At 36.3% G+C, this 26,009-nt stretch carries 21 protein-coding genes; 17 read left to right on the forward strand and 4 right to left on the reverse strand.

From position 1 onward, the window contains the following. Positions 1 to 17: 17 nt before the first annotated feature. Positions 18 to 1,574 carry an AbgT family transporter gene (locus HHU08_RS05075; RefSeq protein ID WP_169187950.1) on the reverse strand — a complete coding sequence of 519 codons (1,557 nt, stop codon included), beginning with the start codon at positions 1,572 to 1,574 and terminating at the stop codon, positions 18 to 20. Between the two features lie 218 nt (positions 1,575 to 1,792). Between HHU08_RS05075 and HHU08_RS25400 the strand changes: the two genes are divergently transcribed. Together HHU08_RS25400 and HHU08_RS05080 are read left to right on the forward strand one after the other, a co-directional pair. Next, a complete protein-coding gene (locus HHU08_RS25400; RefSeq protein ID WP_268927023.1) occupies positions 1,793 to 1,924 on the forward strand; it encodes a hypothetical protein in 132 nt (43 codons plus the stop codon). 29 nt (positions 1,925 to 1,953) lie between these two features. Beyond that, positions 1,954 to 2,892, forward strand: a complete 939-nt coding sequence (locus tag HHU08_RS05080; protein ID WP_169187951.1) for a magnesium transporter CorA family protein — start codon at positions 1,954 to 1,956, stop codon at positions 2,890 to 2,892. Between the two features lie 84 nt (positions 2,893 to 2,976). On the opposite strand, the gene HHU08_RS05085 is transcribed toward HHU08_RS05080, so the two are convergent. After that, positions 2,977 to 3,792 (reverse strand): AraC family transcriptional regulator, encoded by an 816-nt coding sequence (locus HHU08_RS05085; protein ID WP_169187952.1) that lies wholly within the window; start codon positions 3,790 to 3,792, stop codon positions 2,977 to 2,979. Positions 3,793 to 3,909: 117 nt separating this feature from the next. Between HHU08_RS05085 and HHU08_RS05090 the strand changes: the two genes are divergently transcribed. Together HHU08_RS05090 and HHU08_RS05095 are read left to right on the forward strand one after the other, a co-directional pair. Further along, positions 3,910 to 5,916, forward strand: a complete 2,007-nt coding sequence (locus HHU08_RS05090; RefSeq protein WP_169187953.1) for a beta-galactosidase — start codon at positions 3,910 to 3,912, stop codon at positions 5,914 to 5,916. A gap of 134 nt (positions 5,917 to 6,050) precedes the next feature. After that, positions 6,051 to 6,209, forward strand: a complete 159-nt coding sequence (locus HHU08_RS05095; RefSeq protein ID WP_169187954.1) for a hypothetical protein — start codon at positions 6,051 to 6,053, stop codon at positions 6,207 to 6,209. 340 nt (positions 6,210 to 6,549) lie between these two features. Here the strand turns inward: HHU08_RS05095 and HHU08_RS05100 are convergent, their stop codons facing one another. After that, positions 6,550 to 7,464, reverse strand: coding sequence for an ArsR/SmtB family transcription factor (locus tag HHU08_RS05100; RefSeq protein WP_169187955.1), 915 nt, complete (start codon positions 7,462 to 7,464; stop codon positions 6,550 to 6,552). Between the two features lie 293 nt (positions 7,465 to 7,757). Between HHU08_RS05100 and HHU08_RS05105 the strand changes: the two genes are divergently transcribed. The 10 genes from HHU08_RS05105 to HHU08_RS05150 all read left to right on the forward strand — a co-directional run bounded on the left by HHU08_RS05105 (position 7,758) and on the right by HHU08_RS05150 (position 20,289). Continuing rightward, positions 7,758 to 9,209 carry an alpha-N-arabinofuranosidase gene (locus HHU08_RS05105; protein ID WP_169187956.1) on the forward strand — a complete coding sequence of 484 codons (1,452 nt, stop codon included), beginning with the start codon at positions 7,758 to 7,760 and terminating at the stop codon, positions 9,207 to 9,209. Between the two features lies 1 nt (position 9,210). Then, positions 9,211 to 9,447 (forward strand): DUF6171 family protein, encoded by a 237-nt coding sequence (locus HHU08_RS05110; RefSeq protein WP_101729618.1) that lies wholly within the window; start codon positions 9,211 to 9,213, stop codon positions 9,445 to 9,447. A 328-nt stretch (positions 9,448 to 9,775) separates the two neighbouring features. Further along, on the forward strand, positions 9,776 to 10,891 hold the full coding sequence (locus HHU08_RS05115; protein WP_016201461.1) for an IS4 family transposase: 1,116 nt from the start codon (positions 9,776 to 9,778) through the stop codon (positions 10,889 to 10,891). Between the two features lie 505 nt (positions 10,892 to 11,396). Then, a complete protein-coding gene (nrdI, locus tag HHU08_RS05120; protein ID WP_016202724.1) occupies positions 11,397 to 11,798 on the forward strand; it encodes a class Ib ribonucleoside-diphosphate reductase assembly flavoprotein NrdI in 402 nt (133 codons plus the stop codon). Beyond that, complete coding sequence (gene nrdE / locus HHU08_RS05125; RefSeq protein ID WP_016202725.1) at positions 11,758 to 13,851, forward strand: class 1b ribonucleoside-diphosphate reductase subunit alpha; 2,094 nt, start codon at positions 11,758 to 11,760, stop codon at positions 13,849 to 13,851. The genes nrdI and nrdE overlap by 41 nt, the downstream gene beginning before the upstream one ends. Positions 13,852 to 13,919: 68 nt before the next feature. Continuing rightward, positions 13,920 to 14,888: a class 1b ribonucleoside-diphosphate reductase subunit beta gene (gene nrdF / locus HHU08_RS05130; RefSeq protein ID WP_016202726.1), complete on the forward strand. Its 969-nt coding sequence runs from the start codon at positions 13,920 to 13,922 to the stop codon at positions 14,886 to 14,888. Between the two features lie 314 nt (positions 14,889 to 15,202). After that, on the forward strand, positions 15,203 to 16,942 hold the full coding sequence (locus HHU08_RS05135) for an ABC transporter ATP-binding protein (RefSeq protein ID WP_016202727.1): 1,740 nt from the start codon (positions 15,203 to 15,205) through the stop codon (positions 16,940 to 16,942). After that, positions 16,939 to 18,741: an ABC transporter ATP-binding protein gene (locus tag HHU08_RS05140; protein WP_016202728.1), complete on the forward strand. Its 1,803-nt coding sequence runs from the start codon at positions 16,939 to 16,941 to the stop codon at positions 18,739 to 18,741. Before HHU08_RS05135 ends, HHU08_RS05140 begins: the two co-directional genes overlap by 4 nt. A gap of 150 nt (positions 18,742 to 18,891) precedes the next feature. Next, positions 18,892 to 19,113 carry a hypothetical protein gene (locus tag HHU08_RS05145; protein WP_205835573.1) on the forward strand — a complete coding sequence of 74 codons (222 nt, stop codon included), beginning with the start codon at positions 18,892 to 18,894 and terminating at the stop codon, positions 19,111 to 19,113. A gap of 78 nt (positions 19,114 to 19,191) precedes the next feature. Beyond that, positions 19,192 to 20,289, forward strand: coding sequence for a threonine aldolase family protein (locus tag HHU08_RS05150; protein ID WP_169187958.1), 1,098 nt, complete (start codon positions 19,192 to 19,194; stop codon positions 20,287 to 20,289). Between the two features lie 64 nt (positions 20,290 to 20,353). Here the strand turns inward: HHU08_RS05150 and HHU08_RS05155 are convergent, their stop codons facing one another. Continuing rightward, positions 20,354 to 20,779 (reverse strand): hypothetical protein, encoded by a 426-nt coding sequence (locus HHU08_RS05155; protein ID WP_205835574.1) that lies wholly within the window; start codon positions 20,777 to 20,779, stop codon positions 20,354 to 20,356. Between the two features lie 228 nt (positions 20,780 to 21,007). Between HHU08_RS05155 and HHU08_RS05160 the strand changes: the two genes are divergently transcribed. The 3 genes from HHU08_RS05160 to HHU08_RS05170 all read left to right on the forward strand — a co-directional run bounded on the left by HHU08_RS05160 (position 21,008) and on the right by HHU08_RS05170 (position 25,882). Continuing rightward, complete coding sequence (locus HHU08_RS05160; protein WP_169187960.1) at positions 21,008 to 23,086, forward strand: ABC transporter permease subunit; 2,079 nt, start codon at positions 21,008 to 21,010, stop codon at positions 23,084 to 23,086. Next, positions 23,058 to 23,561, forward strand: coding sequence for a GNAT family N-acetyltransferase (locus tag HHU08_RS05165; RefSeq protein WP_169187961.1), 504 nt, complete (start codon positions 23,058 to 23,060; stop codon positions 23,559 to 23,561). Before HHU08_RS05160 ends, HHU08_RS05165 begins: the two co-directional genes overlap by 29 nt. Before the next feature lie 476 nt (positions 23,562 to 24,037). Next, the gene (locus tag HHU08_RS05170) at positions 24,038 to 25,882 is read left to right on the forward strand and encodes a methyl-accepting chemotaxis protein (protein WP_169187962.1); all 1,845 of its coding nucleotides are present in this window, start codon (positions 24,038 to 24,040) and stop codon (positions 25,880 to 25,882) included. Positions 25,883 to 26,009 lie beyond the last annotated feature (127 nt).

Consider the following 26,009-nt stretch of genomic DNA (forward strand, 5'->3'; position numbering starts at 1 on the left):
TAGTGAATCGTCTAAAATTATTTTAAGAAGATAGGATCCCCTGGTCCTAAAGGAAGTCCGCATAAGTACCAAATAGCGAATAAGAGAATCCATGTAATGGCAAAGAAGATGGAATAAGGAAGTAAAGCAGATATTAAGGTTCCAATCCCAATCGACTTATCGTGTTTTCTTGCAAAGGCTAAAAGAATCGCAAAGTAAGCAAGCATTGGCGTGATTGGATTTGTGATAGAATCTCCAATTCGATAAGCCATTTGTGTTAATGCTGGACTATAGCCTAAATACATAAACATTGGTACAAAGATTGTAGAAAGTAATGCCCATTTTGCAGATGCGCTAGCAATTAATAGATTAATAAAGGAACAAATAATGATGAAGCCAATAATCATTGGCAGTCCAGTAAAGTTCATCGCTTGAAGCAATTCGGCACCTTTAATCGCAAGAATCGGACCAATATTACTCCAGCTAAAGTAAGCAATCATTTGTGCAGCGACAAAAGCTAGCACGATAAACGGTGCTAAGTCCGCAATGGATTTAAATAATTTTTCTGCCACATCTTTATCATTTTTAACCGTTTTGGAACCAATACCATATGCTAAAGCAGGTAATAAAAAGAAAAATAGCATAATCGGAACGATAGAAGACATAAATGGTGAGTTAATAACAGAGCCTGTCTCTAAATCACGTAACCAACCATTTCTTGGAATAACCATTATTAAAATGACAGCAAAATAGATGATTAGGGTAATACCTGCAAAACGTAGACCTCTTTTTTCATTGGCAGTTACTTGATCTAGTTTTTGTACCACTCCGGTGTATTTTCCAAAGCGCGGTTCCACAAATTTCACCGTAACCCAAGTAGTGACAGCAACTAATACAAAGGTAGAAATGATTAAGAAATAATAATTCATTGTCGGATTTCCCACATAATTTGGATCTACTACCTTTGCTGCTTGCTCCGTAATTCCCGCGAGCAGGACATCTAAGGAATTTAGAATTAAGTTAGCACTATATCCACCAGCGATCGCTGCATAGGTAGCAATAAGACCGACAATTGGACTTCTTCCTACGCTCATAAAGATGAGGGCTGCGATAGGAGGAAATACGATAAATGCTGCATCGGCAGCAATATTGCCAAGAACCCCAGTGAAGACAATGACAGGCAGTATTAATTTTTTAGGTGCACTTAACACCGTTCTTTTCATAACAGTTTGGATAAGACCTGTCGTTTCTGCAAGACCTACACCTAGCATAATGACTAATACTAGTCCAAATGGAGGGAAGGACGTGAAGTTGCTCACCATACTTGTTAAGATTTGAATAATGCCTTCGCGATTCAGTAAATTAACTACTTCAATTGTTTCGCCTGAGCTCGGATTCGTAGCAGAGACGCCAAGTAACGATAGTAAATAAGAAGCGATTAAAATAATGGCAGACATGATGACAAATAACGTAATAGGATCAGGTAACTTATTACCTGCACGTTCAATGACGTTTAAAAATCTGTCCGCTAGTTTGGTTTTACTAGGCGGAGTTGGTTCTGCGTAATTTGGCCGTTTTTTTGCAAGTTCGCTCATATGTAACCTCCGTGTTGTAATGTGTTTTTGGATTTTTTTAAATTATACGAATATTTAAGAAAATAATCTATGGAATAAATTCTAAATTTATTCATTATTTTTGTGTTGGGACACAAAGATAGATAGGTAGAAAAGTTTCACCTTTTCTGTTTACAATAAATAAATTATAAAGTAGTATGTAATAGGTTTAAAGAATACTAGTGAGGAGTTGAATTTTTATGAGTAATCGAATGTGTATGGAACCTGAACCGGAACCCACGGCCATGAAAGAGGAAGTCATGAATAACCCTTCCTTTAGAAGTTTGAATACTGATAAAGATTCAACTTTATTTGGCAGAGAATTTTTTTGATTTCCTCTATAACTAGAGGAGGTAAAAGCATGAAAAAAATTTATATTTCTACGGAAGAAGGAATGCTGAAAGAAACGGATAGCATGATGAATGGCTGCTGGATCAATTTAATTGCCCCAACAGAAACCGAAATAACGGAAATTGCTACCGGTTTAGATATTCCATTTGCGTTTATGAAAGATCCATTGGATGAAGAAGAGCGTTCAAGAATTGAAAAGGATGGGGAAAATGTATTAATAATTGTTAATCTTCCTCTTGTTTCCTTTGATGAGAAAAATATGCCAATTTATGACACCATCCCATTAGGCATGATTATTGCGAAGAATTGCTTTATTACGGTTTGCTTAAAGGATAATCCGATATTTCATCAATTTTCAGAAGGCAGAATGAAGAGCTTTTTTACGTATAAAAAAACACGATTTTCTTTGCAAATCCTATATTGTATGGCAACTGCTTATTTAAAATATTTAAAGCAAATCAGCAAAAAGACAGATAGTATTGAAAAGGAACTTCACCAGTCCATGAAAAATAAAGAGCTATTTTCTTTGCTTAATATAGAAAAAAGCTTAGTATATTTTACTACTTCCTTAAAATCGAATAATATTGTCATGCAAAAAATGCTTAAAAGCAATTATTTGAAAATGTATGATGATGATCAAGAATTATTGGAAGATGTTATTATTGAGAATCAGCAGGCAATTGAGATGGCAGAAACTCATATGTCTATTTTAAGTGGGATGATGGATGCTTTTGCTTCGGTTATATCTAATAATGTTAATATTGTGATGAAATTCTTAACATCCTTTACGATTATATTGTCATTGCCAACAATGGTTGCAAGCTTCTATGGAATGAATGTTCATATCCCATTTCAAGATGTACCCTATTCTTTTACAATCGCGATTATGATTTCCTTCTTACTATCAGGCGTAACGGCTTTGGTCTTTTGGAAGAAGAAGTTTTTTTAATAAGGAAGCCCAGCTCAAATGTTGCACTAGTTGCTTCTATATAATATATTATTAACTCCTCCTTTTGAAAGGGAGGAGTTTTTTCTAATAAAAAGTGCGGAATTCCTTAGGGGTATATCCTGTTTCTTTTTTAAAGGTGGCTACAAAATGACTTGTATCATTGAATCCGGTTAGAAATGTAATGTCTTTTATTTTCAAATCGCGATTTGTGACTAAAATTTCTTTTGCCATTTTGATGCGATAAGCAAGGACATATTGATAGACAGAGACACCGATAAATCGTCTAAAAAGTTTATTTAAATATTGTGGTGAAATAAAGAGACTTTTCGCTAAATCAGCGATGGCACATTTTTCTCTGTAATTGGATTGGATCCATTGAATACTTGGCGATATATATTGATGATATAAATCATTTGTTTGAAAGGTTCGGTGTAACCCATGATCTCTAATGTTTAATAAGAAGGTATACACATCAATAGACAGCTTTTGATGGATGGAATTTTTGTTTTCGTTTTTTATATGGGACAACATTCTTTTCGTCCACTCACTATAGGAAAAATCAGGACAGTCATTTGCAAGATAAAAGGAATCTGTACCAAGTATTTTGGCTATGCTTGGAGCGAATGTACCGTTAATAGTCAAAAAATTTGTCTTCCATCCTTTAGCGGATATAGCTTCATAATAATGGGAAACAAATGGGGCTATTAGAATCCCTTCAGAAGGCTTTAACCGAATTTTCTGCTGTTCAATAGTAACTTCTCCTAACCCTTCCTCTGTTTGTAGCCAATGATAATAGGGATAGCCTTCTTCTCTTATAACCATTTCCTGTTCCCATTTATAGCCAATACTTTCAATCGAAAAAGGATTGAAATCATCCAATAAATTAAAATGAACCTCCATTTATGTATCCCCTTACAATAGTTTCGTATTTTTATATAAACTAGTTACTCTTATTATACTTTTTCTCCGTTGTCCTATCTATAATGAATGTATGAAAATGACGACGGAGGGATGGAAATGGAGAAGAAATTCTTTAATCGTATATTATATGGTGGAGATTATAATCCGAATCAATGGCCTAAGGATATTTGGGAAGAGGATATGCGCATCTTTAAAAAAGCAGGCATTAATTCGGCAACGATTAATGTTTTTTCTTGGGCGAAAATTCAGCCTTCAGAAGAAGAATATTATTTTGAGGAGCTGGATGAAATTGTCGAAATGCTAAGTAAGTATAAGTATGATATTATTCTCGCTACATCAACAGCAGCCTTGCCAGCATGGCTGGTAAAAAGATATCCTGAAGTCGCTAGAACTGATTATGAAGGAAGGCACCATAAGTTTGGACAAAGACATAATGCGTGTCCCAATAGTCTTGTTTATCAAAAGTTTGCGAGCAAACTGGCTGGTACATTAGCAGAAAGATATGGAAGTAATCCTCATGTTACCTGTTGGCACATCAATAATGAATATGGTGGGGAATGTTATTGCGAAAATTGTGAGAAGGCATTTCGTGTATGGTTGAAAAAGCGATATAAAACAATAGAAGCATTAAATCAAGCATGGAATTTAGAATTTTGGGGTCATACCATTTATGAATGGGATGAAGTAGTTCTGCCCAACGCATTAAGCGAAGGAATTGGTAGTGATAAAACTGCTTTTGCGGGAATATCGATTGATTATCGCCGATTTAACTCGGATAGTATGCTGGAAAATTACAAGATGGAACGAGATGCCATCCGAAAATTTGATTCGCATACACCAATCACCACAAATTTAATGGGTACTTATAAAAATTTAGATTACTTTAAATGGGCAAAAGAAATGGATCTTATTTCATGGGACAATTATCCAAGTTATAATACACCATTAAGCTATACGGCGATGTGTCATGATTTAATGCGTGGTCTTAAGGACGGTCAACCATTTATGTTAATGGAACAAACGCCTAGTCAACAAAACTGGCAGCCATATAATTCCTTAAAACGCCCAGGGAAAATGCGGGCACAAAGTTATCAGACACTTGCACATGGAGCAGATACTATCCAATTTTTCCAACTGCGTCGTTCGATAGGTGCATGTGAAAAATTTCATGGTGCAGTAATAGAGCATGTGGGACATGAAAATACACGAGTGTTTCGAGAAGTTATGGAACTTGGAAAAGAACTTCAAGGATTAGGGGAGGAGATTTTAGGATCTACGATTAATAGTAAAGTCGGCATTATTTTTGACTGGGAAAATTATTGGGCACTTGAGTATACAAGTGGACCAAATAAGGACTTAAAGTACGTAGATCAAATCCATCAATATTATCAATATTTTTATAATAAAAATATTCCGGTGGATATAATATCGGTTGATAGTGATCTTTCTAAGTATGAGGTGGTCGTTGCGCCAGTTCTCTATATGATGAAGGCTGGTTTGGCGGAGCGGATTACAGCCTTTGTTGAAAACGGAGGCCAATTTGTTACTACCTTTATGAGTGGTATTGTTAATGAATCAGATAATGTTTACCTTGGTGGTTACCCAGGTCCATTGCGTGAAATAGCAGGAATATGGGTAGAAGAAATTGATGCATTAGCACCAGAGCAGAAAAATGGAGTTGAATTTCATGATGGAAATGCATACACATGCCAGTTGCTATGTGACATTATCCATCTCGAAGGAGCAGAGACGGTTGCATCCTATAAGGAGGATTTTTACGGCGATACGCCGGCGATTACGAAAAATTCATTCGGACAAGGCAAGGTATGGTATGTCGGTACACAAGTGGAACAAGCGGGAATTGCCCATTTGTTCAATCAAGTGATAGCAGAAACAAATGTGAAACCAATCTGTTCTAACGGAGAAGGATTAGAAATTACGCAAAGAGACACAGCAGATGCATCTTATTATTTTGTTATTAATCAAAATACAAAAAAGCAACTATTGCCAGAAGAGTTAATTGGAAAGCTTAATCTTTTAACAGGAGAAGTAGTAAACGAAGTAGTCGAACTTGGGCAATTTGATGTGCTTTTATTGAAATAAAGAATATAGGTTTTTGAGCTACACCGATCGATTCGGTGTGGCTTTTTGGTATGTGGGGGAGGATAGTGATGTTCGAAGCTGGGTGAAAGCCGAAATTGTTGGTGAAAGTGGGGAAAGTGGTGATCATCGGGAGGATGAAAGCCGAAATTGTTGGAGGAAGCAGGAAAAGTGGTGTTCATGGAGAGGATGACTCCGAAATTGTTGGAGGAAGCGGAAAAAGTGGTGTTCATCGGGAGGATGAAAGCCGAAATTGTTGGAGGAAGCAGGAAAAGTGGTGTTCATGGAGAGGATGAAAGCCGAAATTGTTGGAGGAAGCGGGAAAAGTGGTGTTCATCGGGAGGATGAAAGCCGGAATTGTTGGTGGAAGCGGAAAAAGTGGTGTTCACCAAAGTAATGAAAGCAGAAATCCATGGTAGCAGCTAAATAAATGACGTTCACCAAAGAATTGAGAGCCGGAAAGGAGTGCCAAATAAACTGTGTTTTACGACTTATACACTTTATTTGACAACCCCAAACCCCAACCGGAATTTCCAACTTTCAAAGAAAAAGCGTCTGTCATAAAAACCTTTTCTTTGAAACCGAAGATCTATTTACTCCTTCATTCTCAAAAGAAGTACGTTTTCTCCTCTCCTATCATACAGGATTACTATAATAAGTAATAAAATTTATATCTTGATCGTAATTCCCGAATCCTTTTCCGAATAAGGTAACGCCACCGACATTTTCTGCATCTTCTTTAATTTCTACTTTTAAATCCCACATACCGCTTTGTTCTTCTCGAAATTGATCAATCGTGAGATCAGATAATTTTTTTCCATCAGCATAAACGCCATGTTTGGTAATGCGGATAGTAAGCAAGATTCCGTATTGATTGGTTTCATTTGGCCACCAATCAGGGGTAAAGCGACCTCTTGTATCAGAAAAGTCTCCTGGGCTGGTCCAGGTGCATAGTTCTTTTCCATTTAAGGAAAAAGTAATATCAGACGGCCAAACATTATTGGAAAAAGGAAACTCCGATGATGCTTCCAATACAATATCAATCATCTCAAGCTTATCCGTCTCTTTTAAAATAGATGGAATGCGATATTCGATAAACCCTTTCGTAAACCAAAGAATAGCTGCTTGATTCTTTTGCGGATCCATAAAGTATTTAGGATCATCATATTCACCAATCGTTTTTGTAGTTGTAGCAAGTCCACAGGTCGGGTGAACATCAAAATGAAAATAGTGTCCAACGGGGATTTCTTGTTTATAGCTTTCATAAGCAGAGTAAATCTTTTGTGGAAACTGGATTTCGATTCGATCCACTTTTAAGATAACGACTTTTTGCAGCCCAGACTTACCAGGTACAATTTCGGTTTTCACTAAACCTGCATCATTCATTTTCGTGATATGTCTACTGACAATTGCACTACTTATATTCAGTTCTTTAGCTAATTCTCCAATATTCATCTTCTTCTTAGATAATAATTTAATAATGTTTATTCGAGTAGGACTAGATAGAACTTCATATACAGGGATAGAATTTTCCGATATATCTAATTGCATTTGTGATACCCCCCTTTATTACTTTTATATTACTATATGAATAAACTAATAGCAAAAAGAATTAATTTATATAACTAATTGGTTAAATAAAAAGAATAAAATTATTAAATTAGTATACTGTTAAGTTATTGACAACGGTTTCATTCTATAATATATTTTATTCGTAAGTTTATCTTTTAGGTAAGTAACTAGCAATGAATGAATAAGTTAAAACGCAAAGGAGGCATTGATACATAAATTAGCTTATTATCTATTCATATTTTTCTAAAAAATGACAATGGAGGAATCATAATATGCAAGTGAATTTATTATTAGATAAACAAGGACCGACAATTAGTAAATATATATATGGGCAATTTGCAGAGCATCTAGGCAGATGCATTTATGAGGGAGTATGGGTTGGAAAGGATTCGGATATCCCAAATGTTAATGGAATCCGCAAAGATGTAGTGGAAGCACTAAAGAATATCCAAGTTCCCGTCGTTCGCTGGCCAGGTGGCTGTTTCGCCGATGAATATCATTGGAAGGATGGAATTGGTCCAAGTGAGAAAAGAAGTACTATTGTGAATACTCACTGGGGTGGTGTGACGGAGAATAATCATTTCGGAACACATGAATTCTTTGAATTAATTCGCCAGTTAGAATGTGAAGCATATATTAACGGGAATGTTGGTAGTGGAACTGTTCAAGAAATGCAGGAATGGGTAGAATATATGACAATGAACGGGGAATCACCAATGGCAAATCTTCGCAGAGATAATGGCCAAGAAGAAGCTTGGAAAGTGGAATTTTTCGGAGTAGGCAATGAGTCTTGGGGGTGTGGCGGAAATATGCGCCCAGAATATTATGCAGATTTATATCGCAGATACCAGACTTATGTACGTAAGTATGGGGAGCATACTATTTATAAAATAGCTTGTGGTCCGAATGTAGATGACTATAACTGGACGGAAGTATTAATGAGAAATGCGGCTAATTACATGGATGGACTTAGTCTTCATCATTATTCTATTCCAACAAGAGTATGGCAGGATAAAGGAAAGGCGTGGGATTTCCCGGAAGAACAATGGTATTCCGTTTTAGAGCATGCACAGTATATGGATGAGTTGATCACGAAGCACAGTACTATTATGGATAAATACGATCCAGAAAAACGTGTTGGCTTAATCGTAGATGAGTGGGGTGCTTGGTACAATGTAGAACCAGGAACGAACCCAGGCTTCTTATATCAGCAAAATACGATTCGAGATGCAATGTTAGCTGCTATTACACTAAATATTTTCCATAAGCATGCAAATCGAGTACATATGGCGAATATTGCTCAAATGGTTAATGTATTACAGGCGATGCTTTTAACAGAAGGAGAAAAAATGATAAAAACGCCTACTTATCATGTTTTTGATTTGTATAAATACCATCAGGATGCAGAGTTAATAGATTCCTATGGTGATGAAATTACTCATGTAACATACACTGTCTCCAAGAAGGATGGAAAAGTAACTGTTTCCCTATGTAATTATGATTTAACAGAAACAAGAGAAATTACACTTTCTAGAAAAGAAGGAGAATTTGTTGTCCTAGAAGCAGAATATCTTACAGCTGATGTAATGGATGCCCATAATACATTTGAAGAACCGGAAGCGGTGTCTATACAACCATTTACTCGTTATAAAACAGATAAAAATAGTTTAATTGTTACCTTACCACCAATGAGTGTTGCGAGTATCATCATAAAGGAAAATTAAGATGGCCTGCATTGGTTGCGAGCTAAAGGAACAGGTTAGTCAAATGGATGTTGATACGCTTGTACAAGAACAACTTTCCTTTGAAACAGATTTAGCGATGGAGGAAGTAAGAGATCAGCGATTGCAAATATGTCATCAATGTGAGCAACTGAATCAGCATACATGTGGAAGATGCGGATGCTTCGTTCGTTTTCGTGCCAGTTTAAAGCAGAAAAGCTGTCCTGATAGAAAGTGGTAGCATCAGAGTCAACTGAATATAGTGCAAGAAATGTGAAGGTTGCCTATTGCTGCCTTCTTTTTTTATAAATAAAAAAGAAGTGTAATATACTTGAGATGCGGGAAAGAAAAAAGGAATATTAAGCAAAAGCAAAAAATTGTATGGAAAAAAATTTGCTGCAACCTTATAATGAATTATTGAATTTATGTCACTAGTGTTGCATTAATTTATTTTCACTATTAAAAATACTTAAAATGTTCAATTTTATTATTTTATGCAAAGAAAAAGTCCTTTATAATGGATAAGTCAGGTGGTAACCCGTCCAAATCCACTAAAAAAGGACCAACTCATGGACAAGATTACACGAAAAACTTCATTTGGACAATGGTTTTCACCAATAAATCTTCAACTTTTTGAAGAAACCGTGAAAACGTTGAAATTAGATTACTATACGAAAAAACTAAAAACAGACTCATTTCTAAAATTACTCCTTTTTGCACAGCTACAAGAAGTCGAAAGTTTGCATGAGCTAAGCGATTGTCTTTTCGACGACCAACTACAAAAAGGCATTGATCTTGATTCAATCAGTATTTCTCAGCTCTCACGCCGATTAAACGGTATAAATCCAGATTTATTTCAAAGGCTTTTCCTTGATTTAGTCGCACAAATTCATGCAAAAACACATTATACAAAGCTTATTATGCCGTTAAAAATCATTGATTCAAGCACATTGCCACTTAATTTGACCAATCATAAATGGGCAAAGTTCCGCAAAACAAAAGCGGGTGTCAAGTTGCATTTGAGACTTGTGTTTATGGAAAAAGGGAGTTCCTATCCTGAAAAGGCTGTTTTAACAACGGCAAAAGAACATGATCGTGGTCAGCTTGAAATCATGGTTGATGATAAAGAATGCATGTATGTGTTTGACCGTGGCTACCTAGATTACGAGCGCTTTGACCGAATGACAGATGATGGTTACTTTTTTCTTTCAAGGCTACGGAAAAACGCAGTCATACGGGAAGTTTATAATTTTAAACTACCCGAGAATTCAGCTGTTTTGTCAGATCAAATGGTGTTGATTGGTACGACTCAAAACCGTGCTGAAAATTACTTTCGTCTTCTAAAAGTGATGGATTCAAAAGGAAATGAACTGCATTTAATTACCAATCGTTTTGATTTGAGTGCCGAAGAAATTTCAGAGATGTACAAATCACGGTGGGCAATTGAGTTGTTCTTTAAATGGATCAAACAGCATCTCAGCATCAAAAAGTTCTACGGTCAAAGTGAATGGGCGATTCAAAACCAAGTGTTTATCGCACTGATTGTTTTTTGCCTACATGTTCTCGTACAACTTGAAACAAGAAGTAAGCGAAAAACCTTACAAATTAGCCGTTATTTAAGGGCTGCATTGTGGAAACCAGCCCATATCTGGCTTCGAAAGATTGAAGGGAAAGCCATCCCTTAATAAGCAAATTGTTGTTGTCGCACAAGTCTAATTGTAAAAAAAACCCAAATGGATGGAGCCACCTTTGAATAGGTATTTACCTTTTTGGCTCTAAACAAGGAGGATAATCAGACTGAAAATTGCGACAATATTTATGCAACACTAGTGAATTTATGTAAAAAAAATAATGGTTTTTATTTTGTATAAAATTAATATAATTAGTTTTTTCGAAGAAAAGTCTAATGAGGCCGGTCCTTATCAGACTTTATTTATATTCATGATAAATCTTTCGACAAAGAAATTTAAAAATCTATCATTTTTAAGCGATAATTGTTGACAAAAAAACTCAAAAGTACGTTATTGACTCTCGTTTCAAAAAAGGATTATATTGTCTTAGACACAATATATTGAAGCAGAATATCGACATCTATCTATATTTAGTAGACTTTGTAAGAAATAGAGCGTATTGCTTAGAATATAGCTTTTTTTCTTTTTTTTATTCAAGTCTTTCAAGGAGGGAGAATTTTTGCTTATTGTTTATGACAGTAAGACGGGAAATGTACGCAGGTTTTTTAATAAATTAGGACTTCCAGCGAATAAAGGAATCGAGATAAGTGCTGGATTAAAAGTCTATGAACCATATATATTATTAACTTACACAACTGGGATGGGACAAGTTCCTCAAACAACATTAGACTTCCTTAAAACAAATAATAGGAACCTTCATGCTGTAGTATCCAGTGGAAATAAAAACTGGGGCCAAAATTTCGCTTTAAGTGCTAACAAAATATCAATTATGTACGGGGTACCAATCTTACATAAGTTTGAGATGAGCGGTATGCCTGAAGATGTGGAGATAGTTAGAGAAAGGGTGCAAAATATTAACTATGAGACATATAGAACTAAACAACGAAGTGACACAGCTTAATGAGAAGGGCTTTTTCCGACTCGAAAAAGATAAAGAAGCTGTCGCTGAATTTCTAGAATCTGAAATCAATCCGAAGCTAATTCGTTTTGACTCTATTGAACAAAGATATACGTATATGGTGGAAGAGGATTTCTATTATCCACAGGTATTAGAACAATACAAAATCTCGGAAATCGAGGAAGTTACAAAGCTTGTTTATAATTATCAATTTGAGTTTCAATCTTATATGGCTATTTCGAAATTTTATAAAGATTATGCTTTAAAAACGAATGATAAGAAGAACTACCTTGAAACTTATGAGGATCGAATTATTATTGTTGCTCTATTCTTGGGTCAAGGAGATTTCGAAAAAGCAAAGAAAAACGCAATCGCAATGATTGAACAGCGTTACCAGCCAGCTACTCCAACTTTCTTGAATGCGGGGAGAAGCCGCCGTGGTGAGATGGTCTCTTGCTTCTTATTAGAAATGGACGACTCCTTAAACTCGATTTTCCATAATATTAATACATCTGGACAGCTATCGAAAATAGGGGGAGGCGTAGCCCTTAACCTTTCGAAGCTTCGTGCCCGCAATGAACAGATAAAAGGGATCGATAACGCTGCATCAGGTGTGGTGCCTGTCATGAAGCTTTTAGAAGATACATTTTCTTATGCCAATCAATTAGGGCAGCGAAAAGGAGCTGGAGCTGTCTACTTAAATATTTTCCATTGGGATATTGTGGAATACTTGGATACAAAGAAAATCAATGCTGATGAGAAGTCACGTATCCAAACACTTTCAATCGGCTTAATTGTGGAAAATAAATTTTTCCAATTGGCGAAAGAGAACAAAGAACTATATGTATTTGCACCTTTCAGTGTGTATAAGGAATATGGTATTCATTTGGATGATATGAGAATGGATGAGATGTATGAAGAGCTTGTTGCTAATCCGAACGTGAAAAAGCGTGTGGTGATGTCAGCGCGTGAAATGCTGACGAAAATAGCACAAATCCAGCTGGAATCTGGTTATCCATATTTTATGAACAAATCAAATGCCAACAAAGGACATGCACTTAAAGATATTGGACAAATTAAAATGAGTAACTTGTGTACAGAGATTTTCCAACTTCAAGAGACATCGGAAATCACTGATTATGGACAAGCCGATATTATCCGTCGTGACATCAACTGTAACTTAGGTTCCCTAAATATCCCGAATGTGATGAAGCCTGGTGAGGTTTTCAGAGATTCTGTACATGTTGGAATTGATGCATTAACAACCGTGTCAAATATTTCGGACATTCAAAATGCTCCATCTGTTAAAAAAGCAAACGAAGAGCTTCATGCAGTCGGGTTAGGAGCGATGAATCTTCATGGATATTTAGCGAAAAACAAGATTAGCTACGAATCAGATGAAGCAAAAGACTTTACGGCTACTTTCTTTATGATGATGAATTTCTATTCCATTGAAAAGAGTATGCTCATTGCAAAGGAAAGAGAAGAAACATTTAAAGAGTTCGAAAAATCGGAGTATGCAAAAGGAACTTATTTTGAAAAATACAAACAAGTAAGCTTTGCGCCTAAAACAGACAAGGTAAAAGAACTGTTTGAAGGCATTTATATTCCTACGTGTGAAGATTGGACAGAATTAGCTGCACTAGTGCAAGAACATGGGATGTATAATGCGTACCGTCTGGCTGTTGCGCCAACTCAATCAATAGGCTATATTCAAAATGCGACAGCATCAGTAATGCCGGTTGTTAACCAAATTGAGTCTCGTACCTATGCTAACTCTACAACTTATTATCCGATGCCTTATATGGATGAAACAAACTTTTGGTTTTATAAATCAGCGTTTGATATGAACCAATTCAAGGTAATGGATTTAATTGCTGCAGCTCAAGAGCATGTAGACCAAGGAATATCAACGATTCTTTACGTAAACTCAGATGTGTCTACAAAAGAATTGGCCCGTTATTATATTTATGCAAATGAAGTTGGATTAAAATCACTTTACTATACAAGAACTCGCAATCTAGCAATTGATGAATGTATTGCATGTGCCGTTTAAAAAAGAAGATGATGGAGTAGGAGGAGTGAGGACTCCTCCTGTTTTCTGGAATTACTGGGGGTAATGAAATGACAAAGTATGCTGTTAACTGGAATCAGCATGAAGATGATTTCACACAAATGTTTTATACACAGAATACTAGACAGTTTTGGCTGCCAGAAGAAATCAGCCTTTCTTCTGATAAAAATACATGGGTAGAATTGTCGAAAGAAGAGCAAGATACTTACAAAAAGGTGCTTGGTGGACTAACATTGCTGGATACAGAGCAAGGTGGCGAAGGAATGCCTCTAATCGGTATGCATATAGAAGGATTGCAGCGTAAGGGCGTTCTTTCTTTTATGGGGATGATGGAGCAAATTCATGCTAAATCCTATTCGACAATTTTTACAACATTAGCGACAGAGGAAGAAATTGACGAAGTTTTTAATTGGGTACATAATCACCCACAGTTACAAGCAAAGGGAAACCGTATCTCAGAATATTATCAGAAGCTGTTTAGCCCGAAAATAAATAAATATGATCTTTACATGGCAATGGTTGCTTCCGTGTATTTGGAGTCATTCCTTTTCTATTCTGGGTTCTTTTATCCATTGTTCTTGGCTGGTCAAGGAAAGTTAACTGCTTCAGGAGAAATTATTAACTTAATCATCCGGGATGAGAGCATTCACGGTGTATATGTAGGTCTCATCGCTCAAGAGTTATATGGACAATTAACACCAGAGGAACAAGAAAAAGCGACTCACGAAAGATTAGAATTACTAAACACACTATACGAAAATGAATTAGAATATACACAGGATTTATATCAGCAAATAGGGTTGGTAGATGAAGTGAATAAATTCATCCGCTACAACGCGAATAAAGCTTGTATGAATCTTGGCTATGAACCTGTCTATCCGTCCGAGCCAATCAACCCGATTGTTGAAAATGGCATGAAGACAGATACGAAGAACCATGACTTCTTCTCTGTAAAAGGAAACGGTTATGTAAAAGCTACAAAGGTAGAACCGTTGACAGATGAGGATTTTATTTTTTGATTGTAGATAAAAGTTGATTGATCTAGTTTTGACTCATTTCAATTTTAGCCTTCTCCACTAAAGTGGAGGAGGTTTTTGTATTTTTAGCTTTTGGGAGCATAAATAAATGTTTGATCCTTTTTATCAACTTATACAAAATCTTCTTCTTAAATGATTAATGCAATTTTATTTTCTATAAACCAGAGTATATGAATAGTTACAAGTATAGTGACATAAATTCACAAAAAAACTTCAAAACTCGAAATTTTTTTGTATATTATAGTGAATATTTTCATTATTTGTAATACAATAACTCTTTGTGGGGAGGAGAAAGAATGAACTTATTAACAATTACTTTACAGCATTTTAAACCATATTGGCGCAAGCTATCACTTGCCTTATTTTTCTCATTAGTTGGCGGTGCGTTTACGATTTTACCTCCGATTTTAGTAGGGAAATTGGTGGACGAAGTAATCGGTGATAAAGCAATAGCTTTTATACTATGGATTGTTTTCGGAATATTAGCAGCATTTCTCGGAAAAGCGGTATTTGAATCCTTGCAGGAATTTGTACAGGTGAAAATTGGCTTTGATGTGATTACGGATATGCAAATTCGTGCGTTTAAAAGACTACACAGAACACCAATGTCTTTTTTTTCGACGACGCCTCGTGGAGACATGTTATACCGACTAACCCATGATGTGGAATCAATTCAAAACTTGAATAATACGGTCGTACCGCGTATTCTTCAACAAGTAATTAGTGCAGTTGCAGCTTTTATTACGGTGTTTGCAATATATTGGCCTGCTGCAATAGTGATGTTCATTGTATTTGCCATTTATATTTTCCCATCCTTTAAACTAGGCAAAACAATGCGAAAAATGAGCGCTGTACAAAGAGATATGAGCGCAGATATGTATCAGCATCTGCAGGAAAGTATTGAGAGTGTTCGCTTAGTAAGAACATATCAAACACAAAAAGACGAAATAGCTACACAGGAAAGAAAATTGGCGAATTGGAAAACTTATTCTATTCGAGCAGCCTTAATTGGAAAAGTGAATTGGCGTTTGGGGAATTTATTTAATATAGCTACACCTGGTGTTGTAATGCTGATTGGTGGATTGGCAATTTGGCAAGGGAATATTACCATTGGAACGCTCGTTTCTTGTTTGAACTTTATTCCGATTATGTTTCAGCCTGTTCGTTCCTTAGCGGAAAATGCCTTGACAATTCAACAGGCAATTCCAGCACTACAAAGAATTTACGAATATTTTGATCTGCCAGAAGAGCATGAGCAAAGTCTTCCGGATTTTGGTTTAGTTCGAGGGAAAATAGCTTTACATAATATTGGGTTCTCCTATCCAGGAAGTGAAAAGCAAGTTTTGAAAGGTGTATCTGTTTCGGTGGAAGAAGGGAAACATATCGGAATCGTCGGAACGAGTGGTGGAGGAAAAAGTACACTTATTCAAATATTGCTGGGACTTTATGAACCAGAGAAAGGTTCAGTCACCATTGATGGCAAAGATTTATTTAAGTATAACCGCAATAGTTTTCGCAGACAGGTAGGAGTAGTCTCACAGGAAACCTTTCTATTAAATAGTACGCTTCGCAATAATCTTTTATACGGTAAACCAGATGCAACGATGGAAGAGTTAGAGGAGGCTGTTGAAGCAGCAGGATTAAAAGAGCTGATTGACTCTTTGGAGGATAAATATGAAACGATAGTTGGCGAGCGCGGCTTGAAGCTTTCTGGAGGACAAAGACAAAGGGTTGCCCTTGCAAGAGCCATTCTCCGCCAGCCACCGGTGTTGATTTTTGATGAAGCTACCTCTTCTTTAGATGGTGAAACAGAAGAAAAGGTCCAAGAATCATTGGAACAATTAATACCAGGGCGAACAACCATTACAATTGCTCATCGATTGATTACAGTTAGAAAGGCGGACACAATCCTGCTGCTAGATCAGGGGATGGTTGCCGAACAAGGAACACACGAAGAACTGTTAGCTTTAAAAGGGCAGTATTATCAACTATATCGAGCACAATATAGCGAGCTAGAGAAGGAGATGATTGGATGAGTAAGCAAAATGTCTCCAAACAAAAGAAAATCGGTGATGGCAAGCGAGTCATTCAATTTTTAATGCCTTATAAAAAATGGGTTATTGGGGATTCCATTGTTATTGCCATTAGCCAGGTTTTTTCTGCATTAATCCCAACCTTAGCCCTAAGCTGGCTGATTGATACAATCCTGCCGAGTGAGAATAATACTTGGTTATGGGGATTAATGTGGCTGTTGGTATTATCTGCTGTATTAGATTTAGGAATGATGATCATTGATGAGTATTTTTGCCATATTACAGCGAAGTCAGTGACAAATAGACAGAAGCTAAGACTATTTGGACATTTGCAAGTATTGCCTTTCTCGTTTTATCAAAACAATTCTTCTGGAGAATTACTAGCACGAGCTTCCGATGATCCAGATACCCTTCATAATTTTTTAGCATGGGAAGGGTCAACCTTTATGGCAAGTGCACAAGGGGTAGTGATTTATAGTATTGTTCTGTTTTTCATCCATCCTTATTTGATGATTACGAGTGTTGTTCTAGGAATTGTTTTTTACTGGGCGTCGAACTATGTAGGGGCAAGAACAAGAGCAGCATCGGCTGACGCTCGTGCAGAAGCGTCCAAATATTTAGAGAGATTAAGAGAATCAGTGACAGGCATTCATCTATCACGAGTGATGGGTGTTTCTGATAGTGAAGTGGAAAGTGTTGTTTCCATTAGGGACTCTTTCGTAAAACATTCTTTAAGAGAGCTAAAAGCAAGGATGCAATCCGTAGTGGTGATTGCAAGCTATAACGGTTTTGCACTAGGACTTGTCTATTTTATTAGTACACTCCTTATTTGGAATGCTGATTTAACAAGTGGTCAAATGCTGACTGCAGGTGGGTTAGTAACGATTGCGGCAAATGAAATGCAGCGCCTTCTCCGAAATTGGCTATCTGTTAGAAGAACAGGTCCTGCTTTGGATCGTTCCGAAATTTTGCTTTCACAACCTGTATCAGAAGCAGAAACAAAGCAAGGAATGAAAGGAGAAAGAGCAAAGGGAGATGTCCGTTTGAAAGATGTTTCCTTCGTTTACCCTGATAAAGAGGAAAATGTATTAAAAGGTGTATCTTTTGATATTAAGGCAGGAGAGAAAATAGCGTTGGTAGGACCAAGTGGTTCAGGAAAATCCACAATTATTGATTTGCTCTTTCGATTGTATGATACAACAAAAGGTTCGATCGAAGTGGATGGACGAGAGATAAGAGATTGGGATACAGATTGGCTTCGTTCCCAAATGGCAATTGTCACACAGGATGTACTAATGCGAAGTGGAACTTTGGCAGATAACTTACGAATCGGAAAATCAGATGCTACAGAGGAGGAGTTGTATGAAGTTCTCCGTGCGAGCGGTTTAGGTGAATTAGTAGAAACACTCCCAGAAGGTCTAAATACAAAAGTCGGAGAAAGAGGAAGCCTGCTGTCTGGTGGCCAAAAACAGCGTCTGTCCTTAGCAAGAGCGATTTTAAAAGATGCGCCAATTCTTGTTTTGGATGAAGCGAGTTCAGCACTGGATCCCATTACAGAAGCGAAGATTAATGAAGCAGTGCTGAAGACGACGAAAAAACAAACGATTTTCATCATTTCACATCGGTTATCAACCGTACTAGCTGCAGATCGTATTATCGTATTAGATAAAGGCGTAATCGTCGAAGAAGGCACACATCAAGAATTATTAAATGATAATACTGGTGTGTACACACGACTATTCAAACGCGAAGCAGATATTGGAGAAGCAACGGTTAATCAGACAGATGCTCAGCTGATATAAATATTAAATGGAACAGTAATTTCTTTAGGAGATTACTGTTTCTTTTAGTAGTTTTGATTTTTTTGAGAAAACAAGTTAGCTGGAAATAAAGGGTTTCTTAGTTACCGTCTTGTGATTAGAGCATGGGGAAAGGGAGAAGGTTTGTCGTCAGTGACCGATTCGACCTTGGAGGAAGCAAAAAGGGAACAGAGAAAGCTCGTCAGTGACCGTTTCACCATCAAAGGAGAGCAAAAGGGAATAGAGAAGGCCCCTCCGTTACCATTACATCATCAAATCAAGCAAAAAGGGAACAGAGAAATTTTGAAACACCCATTTGTGATGAGAGAAGAGGGTACACTTACTTTTGAAAAAAGCAAGAGAATAAACGGATAAAAAATACATGGCTGAATTTAAAAAAGTGCTATAGTTATCATATGTCGAAATATTCTGAGCAAGAGTGGGGGAAAAGGAATGGCAAATACATTAAGAGAATCCTATAACAAAACAAATTATAAACTAGGTAATCATGGTAAAAGAAATGTCCAAGTATTAAAAGAAGCATTACAAGAAATAGACGAAAATGTGGAAAGCGATATTTATGGACAAGGAAAAATAATAGAAGATTTTCAGGAAAAGATGGCTAAGCTTTTAGGCAAAGAAACAGCAGTCTTTTTTCCAAGTGGGACAATGGCCCAGCAAATCGCCCTCCGAATATGGTGTGATGAAAAAGATTTAGGGAAAGTCGCCTATCACCCATTAAGTCATTTGGAAATACATGAGCAAGACGGATTAAAGAAGCTTCATAAAATAGAAACAATCTTATTAGCTGATGAAACAAGAGTAATAGAATTAGAAGATATTAAGGAGATGGAGAATGGAGTTGCCTGTGTACTGTTAGAATTGCCACAACGAGAAATTGGCGGGCAATTGCCAAGCTTTGAAACACTAGTACAAATTTCTTCTTATTGCAAAGAACAAGGAATTAAACTTCATCTTGATGGAGCAAGATTATTGGAGGTACTGCCCTTCTATCAAAAAACAGCAGCAGAAGTAAGTGCTTTGTTTGATAGTGTCTATATGTCATTTTATAAAGGAATTGGCGGTATCGCTGGGGCAATATTAGCGGGAAGCAGAGAGTTTACTAGTCAATCAAAGGTATGGAAACGAAGATATGGTGGTGATTTAATCAGTTTGTATCCATATATTCTGTCTGCTGATTATTATTACGAAAAACGAGCTTCTAAAATGGCTGAATACTATGAATCTGCTAAAGAATTGGCAGCATTTTTTAATGAGTGCGAAGGAATCCACACCCTTCCAATTGTGCCAGTTTCTAATATGTTCCACGTTCATTTTGAATTGGAAAAGGCAGAAGCAGAGGCTATCCTAACAGCTGTTCAAAAAATGACGGGAATCGGGATAAGTGGCTATATAAATGTAATTAATGAAAATGCCTCCGCTTTTGAAATTAGCCTTGGTGATGCCTATAAAGACATTCCGACAGAAATAGTGCGAGAAATGTTTGGAGTCTTATCGGGAAAAATAAGCGAGGTTAGGAGGGAGAAGTAATGGAGGTTATCCAGCAATGATGGCTACGAAGTGTTCGGTAAATTAGATAACTTCCCAGCAGGTGTTAAACAATACTTCTTGCAGAAAAGATTAGTTGGGCAGGAGAAGTAAAGATGGTTTGGCTGATAAACGAGTAGGTTTGGCTGAAAAAAGAAAAGTTTGGCTGATAAACGAGTGAGTTTGGCTGAAAAAAGAAAAGATTGGCTGAAAAACGAGTGGGTTTGGCTGAAAAAAGAAAAGATTGGCTGACAAACGAGTAGGTTTGGCTGAAAAAAGAAAAGATTGGCTGACAAACGAGTAGGTTTGGCTGAAAAAAGAAAAGATTGGCTGATAAGTGAGTAGGTTTGGCTGAAAAAAGAAAAGATTGGCTGATAAGTGAGTAGGTTTGGCTGAAAAAAGAAAAGATTGGCTGAAAAACGAGTAGGTTTGGCTGAAAAAAGAAAAGATTGCTGAAATCACAGAGAGATTGAGCTAATAAATGATAATTCACACAAAGCATTCAGGAGATTTAGATAGAATAAACTCATATTTTCCTAGCATTCAGCACAGCTTTCTTTTCTTTCTCCACTCTATTCAGCTTTATCCATCCATCCATACGGGCAAGAAAAATGTCTTATTCCCCTATATGGAAAAAATAGGTTGATTAGCAATCGATATATCCATATAATTTGAATAGTATAAATATTTAGATAGTGGTTAGAGGAAGGAAAGGGGATCTATGAGAAAATTTGTGAAAATTATCATCTATTATTTACTTGGCACTATTGCCATACTGGCTTTAAGTGTTTTTCCAAAATACTTTCGAATGAGGGATTTACCAGAGGGAGAGGGGTATTTCTCCACACTCCTCTCCTTTTTATCAAAGGAATTTTTTCAGAAGGAAGAATGGGTTTATTCCTTAAATGGTGTAGATAAAAAGCCGATTTTGGATGTGCTCTGGCCAGCTTTTATTTATTCGATGGAAATTCTTTTTGGTGCCATTCTTCTCGGATGCTTTGTTGCTTTTGTTTTATCAATATTATCTTTTTTTCTACCGAAGTTTCTTTTACAGCCAATAAAGAGATTCCTAGATTTAATTGAGTCGGTTCCAGATATTATTATTGCAACACTTCTGCAAGCATTAGTAATCTTTATCTTTGCTCAAACGGGTATCGAGATTTTTGCGGTGGCTAGTTATTCAGAAAAGGCATATGCTGGTCCAATTATCACACTTGCCATTCTTCCTGCTATTTCGTTATTCAAAATTCTTATATTGATGATGGAAGAGGAGTATTTGAAGGTTTATGTAACATTTGCAAGAAGTAAAGGAATTCGCAATTTTCCAATCCTATGGAAACATATTCTTCGTAATATTATCCCAGTATCCTTTCATCATATGAAAATTATTATTTGGGGATTGTTATCTAGCCAATTTATAATCGAACGCCTGTTTAATGTTCATGGATTTACCTATTTTCTTGTAGAGAACTTTACACCAATGACAATTGCTGTATCTTTGCTGCTTATATTTACGCCATTTTTTATTCTTTTCCAAGTAGTAGAGATATGGATACAGGAAGAGCAAGAAAAGGCCCGAGAAGTGAAAAAGGATTCGTGGAAACAGAAAATGAGTTTTTCAAACTTTTTGTTATCGTCTAAGGTATTTGGTATTAATCTAAGGGATGGGGTGCGAAGTTTTAGTTGGGATAAGCTCTCCTTGATTCGCCCACTAACTTGGATGGGAAAAACGTTTGCTTTACATATGAAAAATTGGAAATTTGCTATAGGTAGTCTGTTCTTTATTGTCGTTATTGGTTATAGCATTATTTATTCGGTAACGACCGATAACCATGTTGATCAGATGCGGTTATTTTATGCAGAAGATGGAGTGACACTAATTTCTGCCATGCCATTTGCCCCAACGGAACCTTTCTTCTTTGGATCCGATAGATTAGGTTACAGTCTGTTTGATCAAATTGTGATTGGTGCCAAGTATACGTTGTTTTTCGCGCTACTTATCGCGTGCTTTCGTGTAGTTGTTGGATTATTACTTGCAGTAATTTACTCTTTTTACTTGAAACAGCCAGCACAGCAATGGGTAGCAAAGATGGTAGATTCGATTCATTTTATGCCATTAAGCTTGATTGCTTATATTTTATTAAGTCCGATTCTTTTACCAGGTTTTGACGGATTCAGCTATTCCTTTTGGGAAAGAGTCTTTTTAGAAACGATGATTTTGACTCTGTTGGTGGTTCCATTGACTACTGTATTATTAGGGAAAGAAATCAATCGTGTGTCTGATTATGAATTTATTGCAAGTGCGAAAGTAATGGGCGGTGGGAAATTTCAAATTTTCACTCGACATATACTTCCGCATTTAGGTCCAAGGCTTACCATTTTATTTGGACAACAATTTATTCAAGTGTTATTAATTTTTATGCATTTGGGTATTTTTGATTATTTCTTTGGAGGAACAAAATTATCGATGGATCCAATGTTTGCTGATCCTCCACAATCCTCTACCTATGAATGGTCAGGGTTAATCGGACAGGTCGGCAGAGGAGCAATTGGCTCTGGACAATACTGGTACTTATATATTCTTGTGCCATTTATTTTCGCAATATTTGCCATGCAGCTAATTGTTCAAGGAGTGAAAGAGGTTCAACAAGTAAAGGTAGGAGTTATTTTTAAGCTGCCAAGCTTTCGAAAGAAAAAGCAAAGCATACAATCAAAAGAAGTAGCACCAATGATTACGAAAGAGAGTTTCACACAGATAGGGAGAGATGCAAATGGAAATCAGGCAATTACACCACCATGATGCAGAAGCATATTTTGCCCTCAGATTAGAGGCATTGCAAACAAATCCAGAAGCATTTGGTTCTAGCTATGAGGAAGAAAAAGATTATCCGCTAAGTCAAATACAAAGCAGATTAACAGATCCTGCTTATGTATTTGGGGCATTTCTTGAAAATACTCTAATAGGTGTCGTTACCTTAGTGAGAGAAACAAAGCAAAAGATGAGCCATCGTGCTAATATCTATGCTGTCTATGTGACACCTTTACATAGAGGAAAAGGTGTAGCGAAACAATTACTACAAGCGGCAATCGAATACGCACATACATTACAAGGGATAGAACAATTATACCTCGCAGTTGTTTCTGATAATATCTCAGCTAAAAAGTTATATCGTTCATTTGGATTTGAAACATATGGAATCGATCAAAAAGCGATAAAAATTAGTGGGAAATACTATGATGAGGAATTAATGGTTCGCTTTTTATCCCACTCTTAACGGGCAGAAAAACCTCAATGATGGAAGGTTTCTTTATAACAACTAAGTTAAAGTAAATATTAGACTGTGGTTACTTTGGATTAATCGAAGGATACCACAGTTTTTATTTTGGGAAGAAAAGTGAAAAATAGCAATAAAGTTATAATAAAAAATTGTTTAAATATAAACAAAAGAGCAAAAAGTCCGATATATTATTTGTAAATAAAATTGAATTATTCTGTAAATTACTTTAGTATTATACATACAAAGTAATAAAGTAACTTGTTTTTTAATAATCTAATTCTATTTTACTAGTTGTAAACAAATATAGATGAATGAAATAGAGGCAGATAAGCAAAGAATACTATTCTTAAAGGGAGGAGGAAATAAACGGAAAAATACTATTTCGGAATATTCTAAATCGGTTGTGGATGGATAGAAGGACAGAAATCTCTTTAATAGTGAGGGGCTTAAATCATCAAAGGGGAGAACTTGTGATGGCGAAAATGAAGCTTAAATTTAAAAAAACAAAAATAACTGGTTTAAAGAAAGAAAAAAAATCGAAGCAATCTATTTTGAGTAAGCTAAGTAATGGAAAGCTAATAAAACTTGGTAAGTTTAAAGGACTTAATAATCGGTTAACCAAATTAAATAATGTAACAATTGGCTGGAAATATGGAATAACCTTGTTACTTGTTTTTGCACTTTTAACGATTACTACTGTTTTAGTAACTACGCGTTTAATCCATATTAATGGCAGTATTGAGCAATTAAATAAAACGGATGAAAGAGCGCTAATAATTACTGAAATGGGTTCACTTACTCGGGAAAAAAGTATTAGTATTTTAAATTATCTCGATTATCAAAACCCTACATATGTGGACGATTATCAAGTAAGTATTACTAAATTCAATGAATATGAAGCAGAAATTAAAAAAGATATTCGAAATGAAGAAGAACAAGCGTTGTTTGATGAAATTGTTGATCGTGATAAACAAATGAATGATTTATTCTTAGAGCAAATTATTCCTGCGATTGAAGCGAATGATCGATCGGCGGTTAATTCTCTAAGCTTAACTAATACAACTATTCGTAATCGAACAATTACTGCTTTAAATAAAATGCAAGAACTGGTACAAGCTAGTCGGACAGAGGCAGCAAATGATGCGGTAGATAGTGGAGCCGTCGCTACCAAAACCTTAATTATTGCCATGATTACAGCTCTTGTTATTGGGACCATTCTAATCATTATCATCAGCAGAAGAATTACACGTAATCTAAAGAAAGTCGTTCAGGTTAGTGATACGATCGCAAAAGGTGATTTAACGGCAGAGAAGGTTAACTATGAGGGCAAAGATGAAATTGGTCAATTGGCTCAGTCCATGAATAAAATGAGCAATAATCTCCGCATGGTTATTCAAAAGATCTCGGAAGTATCGATTACCGTTAACAGGCAGAGCGAGAACTTATCTCAATCGACAAATGAGGTGACTGCAGGTAGTCAGCAAGTAGCAACTACTATGCAGGAATTATCATCTGGAGCAGAAAACCAAGCAAATACGGCGAGTGATTTAGCGGCATCAATGGAATCTTTTTCTGGCACGATAGGGGATGCATATACACAAGGGGAGCTAATTTATCAATCATCTAATAAAGTATTAGGAATGACCAATGATGGAAGCCAATTAATGAAATCTTCTATTGCGCAAATGAATGTAATTAATCAAATTATGAAAGAAGCAGTAGATAAAGTACGTGGTTTGGATACACAGTCTCAGGAAATATCTAAATTAGTTTCCGTTATCAAAGGCATTGCAGATCAAACAAATTTACTCGCATTAAATGCGGCTATTGAAGCAGCTCGAGCTGGGGAGCATGGACGAGGCTTTGCAGTAGTTGCAGATGAAGTAAGGAAGCTGGCAGAACAAGTTGCTTTCTCAGTTACAGATATTACTAATATTGTAGGCAGCATTCAAAAAGAATCTAGTGTGGTTACAGAGTCCCTGCAAGGTGGTTATGAGGAAGTCATAAAAGGTACAGATCAGATTAAAACAACCGGGGAAACATTTGATGGTATTAAAAACGCGGTAAATGATATGGCAAATAGCATCGAAGTTGTTTCGGAAAATCTAGCGTCTATCTTGGAAACAAGTAAAGAGATGAATCGTTCCATTGAAGATATCGCAGCGATTTCCGAAGAAGCAGCAGCAGGGATTGAACAAACTTCTGCATCTGTTCAGCAAACAAGCAGCTCTATGCAAGAGCTTGCAGATAGTTCCCATGAATTATCTAATTTAGCAGTAGAGTTAGACGGGTTAGTGAAAGAGTTTAAAATCAATTAGGCAAAAAAGTTGAGAAACGAATGAAAGTTTCTCAACTTTTTTTATTACCTAGTTTATTCGGAAAATAAAAATTTCGGGTATAAAAATAAATGGTAATGTGCTATGATGAAGGAAATAAATCTCATTG

Source organism: Niallia alba (assembly GCF_012933555.1).
Classification (GTDB): domain Bacteria; phylum Bacillota; class Bacilli; order Bacillales; family Cytobacillaceae; genus Niallia; species Niallia alba.

Coding starts and splice junctions, on each gene's coding strand:
- HHU08_RS05090 (WP_169187953.1), top strand. CDS start 3,910: ATGGAGAAGAAATTCTTTAATCGTATATTATATGGTGGAGATTATAAT.
- HHU08_RS05100 (WP_169187955.1), bottom strand. CDS start 7,464: ATGCAATTAGATATATCGGAAAATTCTATCCCTGTATATGAAGTTCTA.
- HHU08_RS25400 (WP_268927023.1), top strand. CDS start 1,793: ATGAGTAATCGAATGTGTATGGAACCTGAACCGGAACCCACGGCCATG.
- HHU08_RS05160 (WP_169187960.1), top strand. CDS start 21,008: ATGAGAAAATTTGTGAAAATTATCATCTATTATTTACTTGGCACTATT.
- HHU08_RS05095 (WP_169187954.1), top strand. CDS start 6,051: ATGAAAGCCGAAATTGTTGGAGGAAGCAGGAAAAGTGGTGTTCATGGA.
- HHU08_RS05115 (WP_016201461.1), top strand. CDS start 9,776: ATGGACAAGATTACACGAAAAACTTCATTTGGACAATGGTTTTCACCA.
- HHU08_RS05105 (WP_169187956.1), top strand. CDS start 7,758: ATGCAAGTGAATTTATTATTAGATAAACAAGGACCGACAATTAGTAAA.
- nrdE (WP_016202725.1), top strand. CDS start 11,758: ATGAGACATATAGAACTAAACAACGAAGTGACACAGCTTAATGAGAAG.
- HHU08_RS05150 (WP_169187958.1), top strand. CDS start 19,192: ATGGCAAATACATTAAGAGAATCCTATAACAAAACAAATTATAAACTA.
- HHU08_RS05075 (WP_169187950.1), bottom strand. CDS start 1,574: ATGAGCGAACTTGCAAAAAAACGGCCAAATTACGCAGAACCAACTCCG.
- nrdF (WP_016202726.1), top strand. CDS start 13,920: ATGACAAAGTATGCTGTTAACTGGAATCAGCATGAAGATGATTTCACA.
- HHU08_RS05085 (WP_169187952.1), bottom strand. CDS start 3,792: ATGGAGGTTCATTTTAATTTATTGGATGATTTCAATCCTTTTTCGATT.
- HHU08_RS05110 (WP_101729618.1), top strand. CDS start 9,211: ATGGCCTGCATTGGTTGCGAGCTAAAGGAACAGGTTAGTCAAATGGAT.
- HHU08_RS05080 (WP_169187951.1), top strand. CDS start 1,954: ATGAAAAAAATTTATATTTCTACGGAAGAAGGAATGCTGAAAGAAACG.
- HHU08_RS05165 (WP_169187961.1), top strand. CDS start 23,058: ATGGAAATCAGGCAATTACACCACCATGATGCAGAAGCATATTTTGCC.
- HHU08_RS05170 (WP_169187962.1), top strand. CDS start 24,038: ATGGCGAAAATGAAGCTTAAATTTAAAAAAACAAAAATAACTGGTTTA.
- HHU08_RS05140 (WP_016202728.1), top strand. CDS start 16,939: ATGAGTAAGCAAAATGTCTCCAAACAAAAGAAAATCGGTGATGGCAAG.
- HHU08_RS05135 (WP_016202727.1), top strand. CDS start 15,203: ATGAACTTATTAACAATTACTTTACAGCATTTTAAACCATATTGGCGC.